This is a genomic window from Pseudomonas sp. Pseu.R1 (genome assembly GCF_045764065.1).
In the GTDB taxonomy this organism is placed as follows: Bacteria; Pseudomonadota; Gammaproteobacteria; order Pseudomonadales; family Pseudomonadaceae; genus Aquipseudomonas.
The window spans coordinates 4,019,678-4,037,027 of record NZ_JBJGEE020000001.1 but is presented as its reverse complement, the minus strand read 5'-3'; the positions used below and the strand labels follow the sequence as shown (position 1 = coordinate 4,037,027).

Genomic DNA, 17,350 nt, shown 5'->3' with positions numbered 1-17,350 from the left:
GACAAGGACATCTGTGACCATGCATAACCCCTGCGCCGTCATCCCGGTCTACAACCACGAACTGGCCGTGCCCGCCGTGGTTCGGGAACTGCTCGACGCAGGTCTGCCGTGCGTGCTGGTGGATGACGCCAGCAGCCCGGCGTGCGCTGCGGTGCTCAAGTCACTGGCCGAGCAGGACAACGTGTTTCTGGTGCAGTTACCGGTCAATCAAGGCAAAGGCGGCGCGGTCATGGCCGGCCTTCGCGAGGCCTCGACACTGGGTTTCAGCCACGCCTTGCAAGTCGACGCCGATGGTCAGCACGATCTGAACGACATTCAGGTGTTCCTCGACCAATCCCGCGAACACCCGAAATCGCTGATTTGCGGCTACCCGCAATACGACGCCAGCGTGCCGAAGGGCCGTTTGTATGCGCGTTACCTGACCCACGTCTGGGTCTGGATCAACAGCCTGTCGTTGCAGATTCCCGATTCGATGTGCGGCTTTCGCGTCTACCCGCTCAAGCCGGTGCTGCACCTGATCGACACCGTGAATCTGGGCAAGCGCATGGACTTCGACCCGGAAATTCTGGTGCGCCTGTCATGGCGCAATCAGCCCATGCGCTGGCTGCCGACCAAAGTGCATTACCCGCAGGACGGCCTGTCACACTTCCGCCTGTTTCACGACAACGCGCTGATTTCGAAAATGCACACCAAGCTGTTCTTCGGCATGCTGGCGCGCTTTCCTCTGATCCTTTGGCGTCGGTGGCTGCCGTGAACGAGGCCGAGGACAAGCAACACTGGGCTGAGCACGAAGAGCGCGGCAGTTTCCTGCTGATGAAGCTCACGGCTTGGGGCGTGAAAGTCTTGGGCCGCCGCGTGTTGAGCCCGATTCTGCATTGCATCGTGCTGTATTTTTTCCTGTTCGGCCGTGGCGCCCGTCATAGCGCGACCGAATACCAGCAGCGTCTGGCCGACTGGAGCCAACGCCCCGAACTGCGTCCGACGATCTGGCGCGTGTTCCAGCAATTCATGGCCTTCGCCGATGCCCTGCTCGACAAGCTCGACGTGTGGAACGGCAAGCTGAAGATTGATCAGATCGAGATCGTGGACCACGCCCACCTGCGAGACCAATTGCGCGGTGAGCGAGGCCAGATGCTGGTCGGCGCGCACCTGGGCAACCTTGAAGTCTGCCGTGCGCTGGCCGAGCTGGGTGAGAGGGTCACGATGAACGTGCTGGTTCACACTAAACACGCCGAGCGTTTTAACCGTCTATTAGGGGAGGCAGGCGCTACCAACCTGCGGCTGATTCAGGTCAGCGAGCTGGACCCGGCGATCATGCTGCAACTGAGCCAGCGTCTGGATCGCGGTGAGTGGCTGGCGATTGCCGGTGACCGCATTCCGTTGCACGGCGGGCGCAGCGTCAGGGTCGACTTTCTCGGCCACTCGGCGGCCTTTCCCCAAGGTCCCTGGCTACTGGCAGGCCTGCTGAAATGCCCGATCAACCTGATTTTCTGCCTCAAGGGCCAGAGCGGTTATCGCGTGGTGCTTGAACCTTTCGCGGAGGCCATCGAATGGCGCCGCAGTGATCGCCAAAAGGTGATCGCGCAATCCACTCAACGTTACGCCGACCGTCTGGCGCACTACTGCCTGCAAGCGCCGCAGCAGTGGTTCAACTTCTACCCGTTCTGGAAATCCGATGACGAACCCAGCTCCTGAACCGATCATCTTCGGCGAACGCCCTCTGAGCATCGAGGAAGTCCTGGCCCTCTCCAACCGCCAGCGCCCTACCGCGCTGCAAGGCGACAACGAGTACCGCCAGCGCATCGCCAAAGGCGCGCAATTCCTCGATTCGCTGCTGGACAAGGAAGGCGTCATCTACGGCGTGACCACTGGCTACGGCGACTCCTGCGTGGTGGCCGTGCCGTTGCAGCACGTCGAAGCCCTGCCTCGCCACCTGTACACCTTCCATGGCTGCGGGCTGGGCAAGATTCTCGATGCGCAGGCCACTCGTGCAGTCTTGGCGGCGCGCCTGCGCTCGTTGTGCCACGGGGTTTCGGGCGTGCGCGTCGAGTTGCTGGAACGTCTGCAAGCCTTCCTTGAACACGACATCCTGCCGTTGATCCCGGAAGAGGGTTCGGTGGGGGCCAGTGGCGACCTGACGCCACTGTCCTACGTCGCTGCGACCCTATCCGGCGAGCGCGAAGTGATGTTCAAGGGCGAGCGTCGTCAGTCCGCTGATGTGCATCGCCAACTGGGCTGGGACCCGCTGGTGCTGCGTCCGAAAGAAGCGCTGGCGTTGATGAACGGCACCGCCGTGATGACCGGCCTGGCATGCCTGGCCTATGCCCGCGCCGATTACCTGCTCAAACTCGCCACCCGCATCACCGCGCTGAACGTGGTGGCTTTGCAGGGCAACCCGGAGCATTTCGACGAGCGTCTGTTCGCTGCCAAACCGCATCCGGGTCAAACCCAGGTCGCAGCCTGGCTGCGCAAGGATCTGGCCATCGACGCGCCGACCGCGCCGTTGCATCGCTTGCAGGACCGTTATTCGCTGCGTTGCGCGCCCCATGTGCTGGGTGTGTTGGCCGACAGCCTGAACTGGCTGCGCGGCTTCATCGAAATCGAGCTGAACAGCGCCAACGACAACCCGATCATCGACGCTGAAGCCGAGCGCGTGCTGCACGGCGGGCATTTCTACGGCGGCCATATCGCCTTCGCCATGGACAGCCTGAAAAACCTTGTGGCCAACGTCGCCGACCTGCTGGATCGCCAACTGGCCCTGCTGGTGGATGAGCGCTACAACCATGGCCTGCCGAGCAATCTGTCCGGCTCGCCAGCAGACCGCGCGATGATCAACCACGGCTTCAAGGCCGTGCAGATCGGCGCCAGCGCCTGGACCGCCGAAGCCCTGAAAAACACCCTGCCGGCCAGCGTGTTCTCGCGCTCCACCGAGTGCCACAACCAAGACAAGGTGAGCATGGGCACCATCGCCGCGCGGGATGCGATTCGTGTGCTGGAGCTGACCGAACAGGTTGCCGCCGCCACGTTGATCGCTGCCAACCAGGGCGTCTGGCTGCGCAGCCGCGATGCCGATGCGCGCCCCCTGCCGCCCGTACTCGCTGCCATGCACGAACAACTACGCGAAGACTTTCCTCCCGTCATCGAAGACCGAGCGCTGGAAGGCGAGCTGCGCCTGTGCCTGCAACGCATCGCCGCGCAACACTGGAGGCTGCATGCGTAACAAAGGCGTGATCCACGAAGACACCGAACTGTTGGTGCCATTTTTCGACGTCGACACCATGCACGTCGTCTGGCATGGGCATTACGTGAAATACCTGGAAGTGGCCCGTTGCGCGCTGCTCGACAAACTCGGTCACAACTACACGCACATGCTCGAATCGGGTTACGCATGGCCGGTGATCGACCTGCAATTGCGTTACGTACGCGGCGCGGTGTTCGGCCAGCGCATCAACGTGCGCGCCAGCCTCGTGGAATGGGAAAACCGTCTGAAGATCGACTACCTGATCACCGACATCGCCACCGGCGAACGGCTGACTCGCGCCAGTACGGTGCAAGTGGCGGTGCGGATCGAGGATCGCGAGATGCAATTGGCCTCGCCCAAGGTGTTTGTCGATGCGGTTGAGAGGACGCTGCAATGCTGACGGCCTTTTTTAGGAGCGCGCTTGGTCTGGGCGGCAATCCGACGACGCGTAGTGTCAGCCGACGCATCAGCGATTGGTATGCCGCCATCGCGGGCAAGCGCGCTCCTACAGGGGGAGTGTTCGCACTTCTGTTCTTGAGCTTCAACGCCCACGCCTTCGACCTGCAACAGCTCAGCGAGCAACTGGCCAAACCCAGCGTGATCCACGGCGGTTTCGTACAGGAGAAACACCTGCGCTCGCTGCCACAGCCGTTGACCAGCAAAGGCAATTTCGTGTTGGCCAAGGACTACGGTCTGCTGTGGCTGCTGAACACGCCCCTCAAGCAGGATTACCGCATCAACACCGCCGGTATCGCCCGCCGAGACGCCGACGGCAGTTGGCAGATGATCCCCGGCAAGACCGCAGGCGCCGAGCAGAACCGGTTGTTCCTCGCGGTGCTGCAAGGTGACAGCAGCGGCTTACAGCGGGACTTCGAGCTGCACGTCACGGGTGACGCGCAAGACTGGCACCTGACACTGGTGCCGCGCTCGATGCTGCTGCAACAGATTTTCAAGCAGATCAACATCGACGGCGGCGCCCTGGTGCAGCGCATAGAGCTGCTGGAAACCCAGGGCGACAGCACACTCCTGAAGATGATCGACAGCACCAGCGCCCAGCCGCTGAGCGATGCGGAGCGCGCTGATTTTGCCCATTGAGAAGCTGATGCCACGCCTGTTCCTGATCATTCTGCTGGCGGTACTCGCACTGGCGGGATGGCAATGGCATGCGGGCGCGCCGCTGTCAGCGAACTTGATGGAGCTGGTGCCCGGCAGCAGTCCCGATGCGCTGGAACTGCGCGCCGAGCAACGCATTCAGGAACCGCTGAACCGCGAGATGCTGGTGCTGGTCGGGCATGCGGACAAACAGCAGGCCATCGATCTGGCCCATCGCATCGGCGATGAATGGCAAGCCAGCGGACTGTTTGAAAAGGTGCAGTGGAACCTGCAAGCCGACCTCCCGGCCCTGCGCCAACAATTGCTGCAAGGCCGTCTGGCGATGCTTTCGGCCGGCGACCGTAACGAGCTGATCGAGCACCCGGATGCCTTCATCCAAAAGCGCGTGCAAAGCCTGTTCGACCCCTTCACCGGGTTCAGTCTGGTGCCGAGCCAGGACGACTGGCTGGGCCTGACCGGTCGCATCCAGAACAGCCAGCCCAACCGAGGATCGGTACAACTGGACATCGGGAGCGGCGCGCTGATCGCCAACGCCGACGGCAAGCGCTGGGTGCTGCTGCGAGCACGTACCCATGCTGATGCGTTCGACATGAGCCTGCCGTTGAAGGTCTCGGCATTGCTCGACAAGGCCCGGATTCAAGCATCGAGCAGCGACGCCCAACTGCTCGCTGCCAGTGGTTTGCTCTACGCCGCCCACGGCCAGCAACAGGCCACGCAGGAAATAACGTGGGTTGGCGGTGGCGCAACGGTGGGCATTCTGTTGCTGCTCTTACTGGCCTTCAAGCGCTGGCGGGTGTTGCTGGCGTTCATTCCTGTATTGGTGGGCATGCTGTTCGGCGCCACCGCCTGCATTGCGCTGTTCGGCAAGATGCACGTCATGACGCTGGTGTTGGGGTCGAGCCTGATCGGCGTGGCCGTGGATTATCCGTTGCACTACCTCTCCAAAGGCTGGAGCTTGAAACCCTGGCGCAGTTGGCCCGCTTTACGCCTCACACTTTCAGGGCTGAGCCTGAGCCTGGCCACCAGTTGCATCGGCTATCTGGCGCTGGCCTGGACGCCGTTCCCGGCGCTGACCCAGATCGCCGCGTTCTCGGCAGCGGGCCTGATTGGTGCCTACCTGTGCGCCGTGTGCCTGCTGCCTGCGCTGCTCAAGGGCGTAGAACTACGCCCAGCGCACTGGCCACTCAAGGCCGCGCAGAGGCTGGTCGATTTGCGTACCCGGCTGCTCGCCCGTATCGGCACGCCGGTATTGCTGGGCCTGCTGCTGATCTTCTGCGCAGGAGGCCTCTGGCACCTGACCACCAAGAACGATATCCGCCAGTGGATCGCCGCACCGCCGAGCCTCACCGACGAGGCCCGAGCCGTTGCACGCATCACCGGTTATCAACCCACTAGCCAGTTCTTTCTGGTGCGTGGCGCGGATCAGCAGCAATTGCTGGAGCGTCAGATCGCACTCAGTGAGCGTCTCGATCAACTGGTGATGTTGAACAAGCTGCAAGGCTATCTCGCGCTGAATCAACTGGTCGCCACGCCTGCCCGGCAGGACGCCACGCGCAAAGCCCTCGATGCCCTGCCACAGCATTGGCAACCGCTGCTGGACCTCGGCGTGCCGCTGGAAGCGTTGACCAAGGAACTGACCACCCTACGCTCCCTGCCCGATCAAGACATCGACAGCGTTCTCGCCGGTCCGCTTGGTGAGCCTTGGCGCTTGCTGTGGATGGGCAGTCATCAGGACGGCGTGGCCGGAATCGTCAGCCTGCAAGGCCTCAACGACGCCGCGCTGCTGCGTGTTCAGGCGCAAGACCTGCCCGGCGTACAACTGGTGGACCGGCTGGGTGACTTGAACAACGTGTTCGCCGCCACCCAAGTCAGTGCCGCCGAATTGAAGCTGTTGTCCTGCGCCCTGATCGTGGCCCTGCTGATTCTGCCCTTTGGCCTGCGTGGCGCGTTGCGGGTGGTCGCGCTGCCATTGCTGGCGGCGCTGTGCAGCCTGGCAAGCCTGGGCTGGCTCGGCCAGCCACTGACGCTGTTCAGCCTGTTCGGCCTGTTGCTGGTAACCGCGATCAGTGTTGACTACGCGATTCTCATGCGCGAGCAGATCGGCGGCGCTGCCGTCAGCCTGCTGGGCACGCTGTTGGCAGCCGCGACGACTTGGCTGTCGTTCGGCCTGCTGGCGATTTCCAGCACGCCTGCGATAAGCAATTTCGGCTTGTCGGTCAGTCTGGGGCTGGCCTTCAGCTTCATGCTCGCACCGTGGGCGGGTCGCCATGACGCCCCCGGGGCGCGTTCGGAGCAGGAAGCGACGGCATGATGATCGCGGCGTTCTGGATTATGGTACTGGCGCTGTTCGCGCTGGCGACCCGCATGGGCCGTCATTTGAACCTGATCCCGATCGTCAGCCAGCTGCTGCTGGCGACCTTCGGCCTGCCGCTGTTGATGCTGTTCTGGGTCGAGCCTCACTGGCAATTGGGCGGCGCGCAACTGGTCACGCCTCTCTGGCTTAAAACCCTGTATGGCCTGAGTTTCGCCGTGGTGCTGGGACACATTCTCAGTGACGTGATCGACGTACGACTCGACCGCCAGAGCCTGAAAGTCGCGCTGCCAAGCTTTTGCGTGCCGTTCCTCTGCGGCGTCGCCTGCGCCGTCTGGTGGCTGCCGATCCAAGGCTGGCTCAGCTCGCTGGCGTTGGGACTGGTGTTCGCGATCACCGCCATTCCTGTGCTTTATCTGTACTTACACCACATCGGCTATCCGCCCGAAGCCACACGCCGTATGGTACAGACCGCGATTCTCATCGACCTGGCCTGTTGGAGCCTGTTCGGTCTGGCCCAGGGCAGCCTGCACCTGAGCAGCCTCGCCCTACCACTGCTCGGCGCCTGCACGCCGCTGTTGCTGCGCTTGCTCAATCTGCGTCAGGCGCGGCTCTACGGGCTGGTGTTTTTCGCCCTGCTGATGGTCGCCGAGCATTACAAGATCAACGCGCTGATCCTCGGCATCGGCTACCTGTTGTGCATGAATGCCCTCAAACAACCCTTCGCACTGCCGCTGAAGACCTCGTGGTTCAGGGCATTGCAGCACACTCTGGCGATCCCGCTGATCCTCACCTTCGGCATCGTTCAGATCAACGTCCACAGCGCCATGGGCGATCTGGGCTGGCTGAATCTGGCCATGCTGATCGCCCTGCCCATCGTCAGCAAACTGCTCGGCAACTGGCTCGGCGTGCGCTGGGCCACGCCCTCCTTCTCTGGGGCCGTGCGCTGGAAAGAGGCCGTGCTGCTGAATATTCGCGGCCTGAGCGAAATCGTTTTTCTCAACCTGCTGTTGCAACAGGGGCTGATCAGCCCGGCTCTGTATTTCGCGCTGATGTTCATGAGCCTGATCGCCACGCTGTTGCCAGCCCTCCTGGGCATGAACCGCCCATTCCCTTTGCACGACGCGCAAGCCGTCAAACAGCCGAGAAGGAAATCCTGTGCCAATAGCTGAAATGGAATCCCGCCAAATTGTCGTGATCGGTGCCGGTCCGTCCGGCGCCATCGCCGCTGCCTTGCTCAAGCGTCAGGGTCACGACGTGCTGATCATCGAGCGTCAGCAATTTCCGCGCTTCTCCATTGGCGAAAGCCTGCTGTCGCATTGCCTGGATTTTGTCGAAGAAGCGGGCATGCTCGACGCGGTGAAAGCGGCGGGTTTTCAGTTGAAGAACGGCGCGGCCTTCGCCTGCGGCGAGCAGTACAGCGCGTTCGATTTCGGGCAGACCTTCAGCAACGGCAAGCCAACGACCTTTCAGGTACAACGCGCCGATTTCGACAAATTGTTGGCAGATGAGGCCGAGCGTCAAGGCGTGGAAATCCGCTATGAGCAAACCCTGATTGCCGCTGACTTTGCCGCTGAAAAGCCGGTGCTCGACGTGCAGTGTGAAGACGGCAGTCGCTATCGCATAACGGCCGGTTTTGTGCTCGATGCCAGCGGCTATGGTCGCGTCCTGCCGCGTTTGCTGGACCTTGAAGCCCCGTCGGACTTCCCGCTGCGTCAGGCCGTGTTCACCCACGTTGAAGACCGTATTGATGATCAAGGCTTTGATCGCGAGAAGATTCTGGTCACCGTGCATCCCACGATGCGTGACGTGTGGTTCTGGTCGATCCCCTTCAGCAACGGCCGTTGTTCGGTGGGCGTAGTCGCTTCGGCCGAACGCTTCGAGGACAAACCCGCAGACCTGGATGCCTGCCTGCGCGCCTTTATCGACGAAACACCGAGCCTGAGCCGCGTGTTGCAATACGCGGTCTGGGACACACCGGCGCGGACCATCGGCGGCTATGCGGCCAACGTCAAAACCTTGTACGGCAAAGGCTTCGCGCTGTTGGGCAATGCGGCTGAATTCCTCGACCCGGTGTTTTCCTCGGGCGTGACCATCGCCATGCGTTCGGCAAGCATGGCCGCAGGTGTCTTGCATCGCCAGTTACAGGGTGAAACGGTCGACTGGGAAACCGAGTTTGCCGCCCCCCTGAAGAAAGGCGTCGATACCTTCCGCGCTTACGTCGAGGGCTGGTACGAAGGCAGCTTTCAGGACGTCATTTTTTATCCCAACAGCACCGACGACATTCGCCGCATGATCTGCTCGATCCTCGCTGGATACGCGTGGGATGAACGCAACCCGTTCGTCGCCGAACCCAAACGTCGCCTGCGCATGCTGGCTGAAATCTGCGCGAGTGCTGACCAATGAGTGAGCAGTTTTATTCCAGCACCTACGTCGAAGAGACCCGTATCGGTTTTGCGTTCCTGCGCAGCCACACTTGGCAACATCACGTACTGCGCGTGGCAATCAACGACCTGCGCAGCCTGTTCGACGAGCACCCGCCCCAAAACCCGGTGATCCTCGATGCCGGTTGCGGACAGGGCAAGTCGTTCCAGTACCTGCACACGGTGTTCAACCCGTCGAAGATTCTGGGGGTCGACGCCGATCCGCTCAGCCTGAAACTCAGCGCTGAAGAGGCCGCCCGCCGTCGCCTGAATGCCGAGCTGATCGGCAGCGACTGCGCCTCGCTGAAACTGCCGGACGCCAGCGTCGACATGGTGTTCTGTCACCAGACGTTCCATCATCTGGTCGAGCAGGAAAAGGCCCTCGCCGAGTTCTACCGCGTGCTCAAGCCGGGCGGCTATTTGCTGTTTGCCGAATCCACCGAGGCCTACATCGACACGTGGGTGATTTGCTGGTTCTTCCGCCATCCGATGCACGTGCAGAAGAGTGCAGCGCAATACCTGGACATGCTGCGCGAGGAGGGTTTTCAATTCACCGCGCACAACGTCTCCTACCCCTACCTGTGGTGGAGCCGCGCCAAGGATTTCGGCCTGCTGGAACGTTTAAAACTGGTCAAACCCAAGCCCTTTGGCGAACGCGAAGAGACGCTGGTCAACGCCGTCGTACGCAAACCGCTACAGGCAAAAAACGAAGGTGACACACCATGATTCGCGCCCTTTTGCTGCTCTGTGCCGTGCTGTTGAGTGCCTGCACGAGCCACGCGCCGCTGCCTGCGCAGATTCCGCACATCAAGTTTCCCAAGCAACTCCACGTTCAGCGCGAGCAGGCAGGCCAGCGTCAGGACTGGCTGCTGGTGGTGCAGAAAGAACGCCACGGCCTGCGCTGGTCGTTGATGGACCCGCTGGGCATTCCCCTCGCGCGCCAGCAACTGTATGAAGAAACCTGGACCGCAGACGGCCTGCTGCCGCCCAACCCCGAAGCCCGCGAGCTGTTCGCCGCCGTGCTGTTCGCCCTGACCTCCAACGAGGAAGCGCGTTTCGATTACCCCGGTGTTGTGCTCTTGCCTCATGCCCGTACGTTGGAAGATCGCTGGCGCGTTGACTACGCCTCCGAAGGCATCTTCCGCATCACGTTGGAGGGCGGTGAGTTGCAATACGTCGTCAGTCCGCTGGAAGGCAAGGCTTCGAAATGACCGCTTACCTCAATGCACTGGGGCTGATCTGCTCGCTGGGCGATGACCGCGCCAGCGTTGCGCGAACACTGTTCGCAGGCGACACCTCGTGCATGCGCACCGAAAGCGGCTGGGTGCCGGAGCGGTCGTTGCCGGTCGGTGCCGTGAAAAGCCAACTGCCGGAGATTCCGGCAGTGGTTGCCCAACAGTCCAGCCGCAACAACCAGTTGCTGCTCGCCGCCGCGTTGCAGATCGAATCGGATATTCAGCAGGCTATCGATCAATACGGCCGGGATCGCGTTGGCGTGATTCTGGGCACCAGCACGTCGGGTATCGATGAAGCCAGTCGCGGAATCGCGGCTTATCTGCGCGATGAGGCGTTCCCAGGCGACTACGACTACCACCAGCAGGAACTCAGCGCACCGGCGAACTTCCTGGCGTCATGGCTCGATCTGAGCGGACCGAGCTACGTGATTTCCACAGCCTGCACGTCCAGCGCTCGGGCCATGCTCAGCGCCCGTCGCCTGCTCGACATGAACCTGTGCGATGCCGTGCTCTGTGGTGGCGTGGACAGCCTGTGCGAACTGACCCTCAACGGTTTTTCATCGCTGGAAGCCGTGTCGGACCAGCGATGCAACCCGTTCTCGGTCAACCGCAACGGCATCAACATTGGCGAAGCGGCTGTGCTGTTTCTGATGACCCGCCAGGCCAGTGGCGATCACCGGATCGCGCTGCTGGGTGCAGGTGCCAGCTCCGACGCCCACCACATTTCCGCCCCGGAGCCGACCGGCAAAGGTGCGCAGCGAGCCATGCAAAACGCGCTGGACAATGCGCGCTTGCACCCTCGCGACATTGATTATCTGAACTTGCACGGCACCGCCACCCAGCACAACGATGCGATGGAGTCCCTGGCCGTGCACGCCATTTTCCCCGAAGGCGTGCCGTGCTCGTCGACCAAACCCATGAGCGGCCACACACTGGGCGCTGCGGGCGCGTTGGAAGCGGCGTTCTGTTGGTTGGCACTGGCGCCTGAAAACAGCGCCCGCCAACTGCCGCCTCACGTCTGGGACAAACAGGCCGATACAAGCCTGCCTGCGCTGAACTGGGTACAACCGGGCGATGCGCTGCCAGACACCCGACCTCGTCGCCTGATGAGCAATTCCTTTGCGTTCGGCGGCAACAACGTCAGCCTGATCATCGGAGACGGCGAATGACCGCTATGACCCCGTCTTCATGGCCGCCCGCGCAGTTGCTGCCTCACGCTGGCGACATGATCCTCATCGACGAAGTGATCGAATTCGGTGAAGAAGAGATCCGGACCCGCGTGCACGTGCGCCCCGGCGGCCTGTTCAACCGTGTCGATGGCAGCCTGCCCGCGTGGATCGCTATCGAATTGATGGCGCAAAGCGTCGCGGCCTACGCCGGGTGCCAAGCCAAGGTAAAAGGCGAGGCGGTCGAGCTGGGCTTCCTGCTCGGCACGCGCAAGTTCGAGTGCAACGTCGACCAGTTTCCGGCAGGAAGCGAACTGATCATTCACGCGCAACGGTCGTTGCAGGATGACAGCGGCATGGGCGTTTTCGAATGCCATTTAAGCGGCCCCGGCATTGACGCCACCGCTCGACTCAACGTTTACCGCCCGCCGCAATCGGCGGGCTATTTGGCTGAAGGAGCCAGCAGTGACTAATTCAGCGACTGACTCAATTCTGGTCACCGGTTCCAGCCGTGGCATTGGCCGCGCCATCGCGCTGCGCCTCGCCCGCGCAGGTTACGACATCGTGCTGCATTGCCGCAGCGGGCGTGCCGAGGCCGGCGCCGTGCAAGCCGAAATCCAGGCACTGGGACGTCACGCGCGAGTGCTGCAATTCGACGTGGCTGATCGTGCCGCGTGCAAGGAAATCCTGGAGGCGGACGTGGAAGCCCACGGCGCCTACTACGGCGTGGTGTGCAACGCCGGGCTGACCCGCGATGGCGCCTTTCCGGCCCTGACCGAAGACGACTGGGACAGCGTATTGCGCACCAACCTCGACGGTTTCTACAACGTGCTGCACCCGGTGATGATGCCGATGATTCGCCGCCGCAGCGCTGGCCGAATCGTTTGCATCACCTCGGTTTCAGGCCTGATCGGCAATCGCGGCCAAGTCAACTACAGCGCCTCCAAAGCGGGCGTGATCGGAGCGGCCAAGGCGCTGGCCATCGAGCTGGGCAAACGCAAGATCACCGTCAACTGCGTCGCGCCAGGCCTGATCGACACCGCAATGCTCGACGAAAATGTGCCGGTGGACGAACTGCTGAAAATGATCCCGGCGCAACGCATGGGCACGCCGGAGGAAGTGGCCGGTGCCGTGAATTTCCTGATGTCGGCCGAAGCCGCGTACATCACCCGCCAGGTGCTGGCAGTCAACGGAGGCTTGTGCTGATGAAGCGCGTTGTCGTCACCGGCATGGCCGGTATCACTTCGCTGGGCAGCGACTGGGCCAGCATCGAAGCCAACTTCAGCGCGAACCGCAGCGGCATCCGGCGTATGGACGAGTGGGACCGTTTCAGCGAGCTGAACACCCGTCTGGCGGGTCCCATCGACAATTACGCCGTGCCCGCGCATTGGACACGCAAGCAATTGCGCAGCATGGGGCGCGTCTCGCGACTGGCCGTCGGCGCGTCAGAAGCGGCGCTGCGTGACGCAGGGCTACTCGACGACCCGATCATCCGCGACGGGCGCATGGGTGTGGCCTGTGGCTCGTCCACGGGCAGCACCGACGAGATCAAGGCCTTCGGCAACATGCTGCTGAACTCGGTGGCAGACGGCCTCAACGCCAACTCCTACGTGCGAATGATGCCGCACACGACGGCGGCGAATATCAGCATCTTCTTCAATCTCACAGGGCGCTTGATCCCGACCTCCAGCGCCTGCACCAGCGGCAGCCAGGGCGTGGGTTATGCCTATGAGGCGATCAAGTTCGGACGCCTGCCTCTGATGCTCGCGGGCGGCGCCGAAGAGTTGTGCCCGACCGAAGCCATGGTGTTCGACGCGCTGTACGCCACCAGCCTCAAAAACGACGCGCCACACACCAGCCCTCGCCCTTATGACACAGGCCGTGACGGCCTGGTGATCGGCGAAGGCGCCGGGATGCTGGTGCTGGAAGAGTTGGAGCACGCGCTGGCGCGGGGCGCGAAGATTTATGCGGAGATCGTCGGTTTCGGCAGCAACGCCGATGGCGTCCACACCACCCGCCCCGAGCAAATCACCATGCGTCGGGCCATGGAACTGGCGCTGGAAGACGCCCATCTGACGCCCGAGGCTGTCGGCTACGTCAACGGCCACGGCACGGCCACCGAGCAAGGTGACATTGCTGAAACACTGGCCACCCAAAGCCTGTTCGGCTCGGGCATGCCCATCAGCTCGCAAAAGAGCTTTCTGGGTCACACGCTCGGCGCCTGCGGCGCGCTGGAATCGTGGTTCACCATCGAAATGCTGAACAGCGATCGGTACATCCACACGCTCAATCTGGACAACGTCGACAGCCGCTGCGGCGAACTGGACTATCTGCGCGGCGAACCACGCCACATGAACCACGAATTCGTGATGAACAACAACTTCGCTTTTGGCGGGGTCAACACATCGTTGATCTTCCGTCGCTGGCCATGACCGCCGTACCTACCCTCTGGAGAAATGGAATGCCCTCCCTGTTTCGCGCTTTACTGATCGCTCTGGCCCTTGTGTCCGTCACGGCCTGTACCAGCAAGCCCTTGATGAACCCCGGCCGCAGCCTGCCCACGACACTGCACCCCAATGATGAACAGATGAAGCATGCGATTCTGACGACGCTGGTCAAGCGCAAATGGGAGGTGCAGCGAATCGACCCCGGTCTGATTCAGGCGCAAATTACCGTTCGTGGGGAGTTCCACGCGGAAATCGATATTCCCTACACCCTCGATTTCTACCAGATCAAATACCGCGACAGCCGGGGCCTGGATTACAAGGACGGCAAGATTCACAAGAACTACAACCGCTGGGTGCGGTTGCTGGACAAGGGCATTCTGCGTGAGCTGCGCGACGATCAAGCAAACACTACCGCCAGGAACATTGCCGGCGGTGTAACGCCCCAAGGCGTGCCTCAGACCGTTCAATAAACGTTGATCCATCAAGGAGTGAAGCAATGAAAATGAAAGGATTGGCTGCCACCGCCGCTGTCGTTCTGGGCGTATTGCCAGGTATCAGTCAGGCAAGGGACACCGCCCTGTACCTGCCGTTCGACAAAGTGGTCGCGCAGATGATTCAGGAGAAGAAACTGGACGGCACGGTGAAATTCTACCTGGCCGGGGTCACGCCCAAGGGCAGGGTCACGGTGCTCTCGCCAAATGCAAAGACCAGCACGAAAACCAATGCCTTCAACAAGACCGATAGCGAAGCGTGTGAGTGGGCATTGCAGTCGGCCATCCTGCGCCTGAATGACGCAGCCAAAGGTGCGGGCGCCAACGCAGTGGTAAACATCGCCAGTAACTACAAAAACATCGAACGCAAAGACCCGGCCACCTACGAGTGCCATGCCGGTGCTTTGATGGCGGGCGTTGCGTTGAAGGGTGATCTGGCGAAGGTGCAGTAAACCTTCGACCATGCGATTTGCCGAGGGCATCTGCTCCTGAGGCATCCGGGCTGTTGTCTTCGCCACCAAGGCGGCTCCCACATGGATTGGGACGTGCCGAAATCAATGGATCGGCACTGAACGTGTGGGAGCCGCCTTGGTGGCGAAGGCATCGGCGCGGTCTAGCGAGACTTCCATCACCCCGCCTTACGCGTCACCAATTCCACAAACGCCTTGGCCATGGGCGATTTCTGATCCTTGCGTTGTACCAGCCACACTGCCGATGTCGCCTCGTCATCGAGCAACGTGCGATACACCACGCCATCGATACGCATGCGTTGATAGGACGCAGGCAGTACCGTCACCCCCAACCCCGCCGCCACCAGGCCGATGATCGTCATCGCTTCCCCCGCCTCCTGCGTGAACAAAGGGCTGAACCCCGCATCCCGAGCCAGACTCAGCAACTGCGCATACAACCCGCTGCCGTAACTGCGTGGAAAGAACACGAAGGGCTCGCTCGCCAGTTCTTTGAGATAAATCCCCTTTTCGCTGCCGTCGGCCAGCGGATGATCAGAACGCAGAATCGCCACCAGCGGCTCCCGCAGCAACTCCACGGCCACCAGTGAATCCGGCAATGGCAGAGGCCGCATGATCCCGACCTGCATCGACGCTTCTTCAAGCCGCTCAGCCACTTCCCGGCTGCTCATCTCCTGCAAGGCCAGGTGCACGGCCGGGTGACGCTGGCGAAAAGCAAAGATCGCCTGCGGAATGCTCGACGTGAACGGTGCAGACGCGGTGAAGCCGATTTTCAATTCACCCAGCTCCCCCAACTGCGCCCTACGAGCGACGTCCGAGGCTTTCTCGACCTGTGCCAGCGCCAGCCGCGCTTCGTCGAGAAACAGTCGGCCCGCTTCACTCAGCTCCACTCGTCGGTTGGTGCGCTCGAACAAGCGTGCGCCCAGCTCCTGCTCCAGCGCCTGAATCTGCTGGCTCAGCGGCGGCTGGGAAATGCCCAGTGCCTCGGCGGCCCGTCCAAAATGCAGCTCTTCGGCAACTGCGATGAAGTAGCGCAGATGACGTAATTCCATGGCTTCACCATTAAGTCGTTAAACCTATCAATTAGGTCGAACAATATATTGGAAGGAATCGTTAGCAGGCTATATGCTTTTTTCATCGCCGCTCCGCTTCCCCCTGAGGTCCATCGTGAATAGTGCTGCATCCCCCGCGCCTGACTTGATCAAAGCTGCCGTCCCGCTGGGTGATACCTACATCGAAAAAGACACCCCCGCTTTCATTCGCACCGTCCTTGCGCTGTTCTCAGGCGGTTTCGCCACCTTCGCCCTGCTCTACTGCGTACAGCCGATGATGCCGGTGCTGTCCCGCGAATTTTCCATCAACGCCGCGCAAAGCAGCCTGATTCTCTCGGTCTCCACTGCCATGATGGCGATCGGTCTGCTGATCACCGGGCCGATTTCCGACCGCCTTGGACGCAAATCAGTGATGGTATTCGCACTGTTCTCCGCCGCGTTCTTCACCCTCATCAGCGCCGTGATGCCGACTTGGGAAGGCGTGCTGGTCGCTCGGGCGTTGCTGGGACTTTCGCTGAGCGGCCTAGCGGCAGTGGGCATGACGTACCTCAGTGAAGAAATCCATCCACAGCACATCGGCCTGGCTATGGGGCTGTACATCGGCGGCAATGCCATTGGCGGCATGAGCGGGCGTCTGATTACAGGAGTGCTGAGCGATTTCGTCAGTTGGCACACGTCGCTGTTCATCATGGGCCTGATCGCCCTCGGCGCTGCCTGCCTGTTCTGGAAATTCCTGCCGCCGTCACGCAACTTTCGCCCCAATCCACTCAATGCCCGCAATCTGCTGGACGGGTTCGTTCTGCAGTTCCGCGACGCAGGTCTGCCGTGGCTGTTTCTCGAAGGGTTCCTGCTGATGGGGTCCTTCGTCACGCTCTTCAACTACATCGGCTATCGCTTGCTCGCCGAGCCATACCACCTGAGCCAGGCCGTCGTAGGGCTGTTCTCCGTGGTGTACCTCTCGGGTATCTACAGCTCGGCCAAGATCGGCGCGCTGGCGGACAAGCTGGGCCGTCGCAATGTGCTGTGGGCGGTTATCGGCTTGATGTTCATCGGCCTGGTGCTGACCCTGTTCACCCCGCTGGCCGTCGTGATCATTGGCGTGCTGATGTTCACCTTCGGTTTCTTCGGCGCCCATTCCGTGGCCAGTAGCTGGATCGGCCGTCGCGCCATCAAAGCCAAGGGCCAGGCCTCGTCGCTGTACCTGTTCAGCTATTACGTCGGCTCCAGCGTCGCCGGTACGGGTGGCGGGATGTTCTGGCACTACGGTGGCTGGAACGGCATCGGCCTGTTCATCGGCATCCTGCTGCTGGTGGCGCTGGGCGCAGCCTTGAAACTGGCGAAAGTGCCACCGTTGGCGGTGAATGTGCAGGTTTGATTTTTATCGAGAACACCACGCACCTGTAG

At 61.7% G+C, this 17,350-nt stretch carries 18 protein-coding genes; 17 read left to right on the top strand and 1 reads right to left on the bottom strand.

The window, feature by feature from the left end; translation table 11 throughout:
* The first annotated feature begins 19 nt into the window (after nucleotides 1–19).
* From ACI5GA_RS18665 to ACI5GA_RS18590, 16 genes are read left to right on the top strand one after another with little or no spacing between them, the layout of a single operon-like run.
* A complete protein-coding gene (locus ACI5GA_RS18665) occupies nucleotides 20–754 on the top strand; it encodes a glycosyltransferase family 2 protein (protein ID WP_404636359.1) in 735 nt (244 codons plus the stop codon).
* 59 nt (nucleotides 755–813) lie between these two features.
* On the top strand, nucleotides 814–1,695 hold the full coding sequence (locus tag ACI5GA_RS18660; protein ID WP_421425494.1) for a glycosyl transferase: 882 nt from the start codon (nucleotides 814–816) through the stop codon (nucleotides 1,693–1,695).
* Nucleotides 1,676–3,220, top strand: coding sequence for an HAL/PAL/TAL family ammonia-lyase (locus ACI5GA_RS18655; protein ID WP_404636358.1), 1,545 nt, complete (start codon nucleotides 1,676–1,678; stop codon nucleotides 3,218–3,220). The genes ACI5GA_RS18660 and ACI5GA_RS18655 overlap by 20 nt, the downstream gene beginning before the upstream one ends.
* Nucleotides 3,213–3,641 carry an acyl-CoA thioesterase gene (locus ACI5GA_RS18650; protein ID WP_404636357.1) on the top strand — a complete coding sequence of 143 codons (429 nt, stop codon included), beginning with the start codon at nucleotides 3,213–3,215 and terminating at the stop codon, nucleotides 3,639–3,641. The genes ACI5GA_RS18655 and ACI5GA_RS18650 overlap by 8 nt, the downstream gene beginning before the upstream one ends.
* Nucleotides 3,635–4,336 carry an outer membrane lipoprotein carrier protein LolA gene (locus ACI5GA_RS18645; RefSeq protein ID WP_421423750.1) on the top strand — a complete coding sequence of 234 codons (702 nt, stop codon included), beginning with the start codon at nucleotides 3,635–3,637 and terminating at the stop codon, nucleotides 4,334–4,336. Before ACI5GA_RS18650 ends, ACI5GA_RS18645 begins: the two co-directional genes overlap by 7 nt.
* The gene (locus ACI5GA_RS18640) at nucleotides 4,308–6,665 is read left to right on the top strand and encodes an MMPL family transporter (RefSeq protein ID WP_421423748.1); all 2,358 of its coding nucleotides are present in this window, start codon (nucleotides 4,308–4,310) and stop codon (nucleotides 6,663–6,665) included. The genes ACI5GA_RS18645 and ACI5GA_RS18640 overlap by 29 nt, the downstream gene beginning before the upstream one ends.
* Entirely contained in the window at nucleotides 6,662–7,837 is a 1,176-nt protein-coding gene (locus ACI5GA_RS18635; protein ID WP_421423746.1) for a sodium:proton antiporter, read from the top strand. The genes ACI5GA_RS18640 and ACI5GA_RS18635 overlap by 4 nt, the downstream gene beginning before the upstream one ends.
* A complete protein-coding gene (locus ACI5GA_RS18630) occupies nucleotides 7,824–9,071 on the top strand; it encodes an NAD(P)/FAD-dependent oxidoreductase (protein ID WP_421423745.1) in 1,248 nt (415 codons plus the stop codon). Before ACI5GA_RS18635 ends, ACI5GA_RS18630 begins: the two co-directional genes overlap by 14 nt.
* On the top strand, nucleotides 9,068–9,814 hold the full coding sequence (locus ACI5GA_RS18625) for a class I SAM-dependent methyltransferase (protein ID WP_421423743.1): 747 nt from the start codon (nucleotides 9,068–9,070) through the stop codon (nucleotides 9,812–9,814). Before ACI5GA_RS18630 ends, ACI5GA_RS18625 begins: the two co-directional genes overlap by 4 nt.
* Nucleotides 9,811–10,299: a hypothetical protein gene (locus ACI5GA_RS18620; RefSeq protein ID WP_404636351.1), complete on the top strand. Its 489-nt coding sequence runs from the start codon at nucleotides 9,811–9,813 to the stop codon at nucleotides 10,297–10,299. The genes ACI5GA_RS18625 and ACI5GA_RS18620 overlap by 4 nt, the downstream gene beginning before the upstream one ends.
* Entirely contained in the window at nucleotides 10,296–11,492 is a 1,197-nt protein-coding gene (locus ACI5GA_RS18615; protein ID WP_421423740.1) for a beta-ketoacyl-[acyl-carrier-protein] synthase family protein, read from the top strand. Before ACI5GA_RS18620 ends, ACI5GA_RS18615 begins: the two co-directional genes overlap by 4 nt.
* A gap of 5 nt (nucleotides 11,493–11,497) precedes the next feature.
* The gene (locus tag ACI5GA_RS18610; RefSeq protein WP_404636550.1) at nucleotides 11,498–11,962 is read left to right on the top strand and encodes a 3-hydroxylacyl-ACP dehydratase; all 465 of its coding nucleotides are present in this window, start codon (nucleotides 11,498–11,500) and stop codon (nucleotides 11,960–11,962) included.
* The gene (fabG, locus tag ACI5GA_RS18605) at nucleotides 11,955–12,695 is read left to right on the top strand and encodes a 3-oxoacyl-ACP reductase FabG (RefSeq protein ID WP_404636349.1); all 741 of its coding nucleotides are present in this window, start codon (nucleotides 11,955–11,957) and stop codon (nucleotides 12,693–12,695) included. Before ACI5GA_RS18610 ends, fabG begins: the two co-directional genes overlap by 8 nt.
* On the top strand, nucleotides 12,695–13,921 hold the full coding sequence (locus ACI5GA_RS18600) for a beta-ketoacyl-ACP synthase (RefSeq protein WP_404636348.1): 1,227 nt from the start codon (nucleotides 12,695–12,697) through the stop codon (nucleotides 13,919–13,921). The genes fabG and ACI5GA_RS18600 overlap by 1 nt, the downstream gene beginning before the upstream one ends.
* Nucleotides 13,922–13,950: 29 nt before the next feature.
* Nucleotides 13,951–14,406, top strand: coding sequence for a hypothetical protein (locus ACI5GA_RS18595; protein ID WP_421423738.1), 456 nt, complete (start codon nucleotides 13,951–13,953; stop codon nucleotides 14,404–14,406).
* Nucleotides 14,407–14,432: 26 nt separating this feature from the next.
* Entirely contained in the window at nucleotides 14,433–14,879 is a 447-nt protein-coding gene (locus tag ACI5GA_RS18590; RefSeq protein WP_421423736.1) for an excinuclease, read from the top strand.
* A 176-nt stretch (nucleotides 14,880–15,055) separates the two neighbouring features.
* Here the strand turns inward: ACI5GA_RS18590 and ACI5GA_RS18585 are convergent, their stop codons facing one another.
* The gene (locus ACI5GA_RS18585) at nucleotides 15,056–15,946 is read right to left on the bottom strand and encodes a LysR family transcriptional regulator (RefSeq protein ID WP_421423734.1); all 891 of its coding nucleotides are present in this window, start codon (nucleotides 15,944–15,946) and stop codon (nucleotides 15,056–15,058) included.
* A gap of 115 nt (nucleotides 15,947–16,061) precedes the next feature.
* On the opposite strand from ACI5GA_RS18585, the gene ACI5GA_RS18580 reads away from it, so the two are divergent.
* Nucleotides 16,062–17,321 carry an MFS transporter gene (locus tag ACI5GA_RS18580; protein WP_421423732.1) on the top strand — a complete coding sequence of 420 codons (1,260 nt, stop codon included), beginning with the start codon at nucleotides 16,062–16,064 and terminating at the stop codon, nucleotides 17,319–17,321.
* The last annotated feature ends 29 nt before the right edge of the window (nucleotides 17,322–17,350 follow it).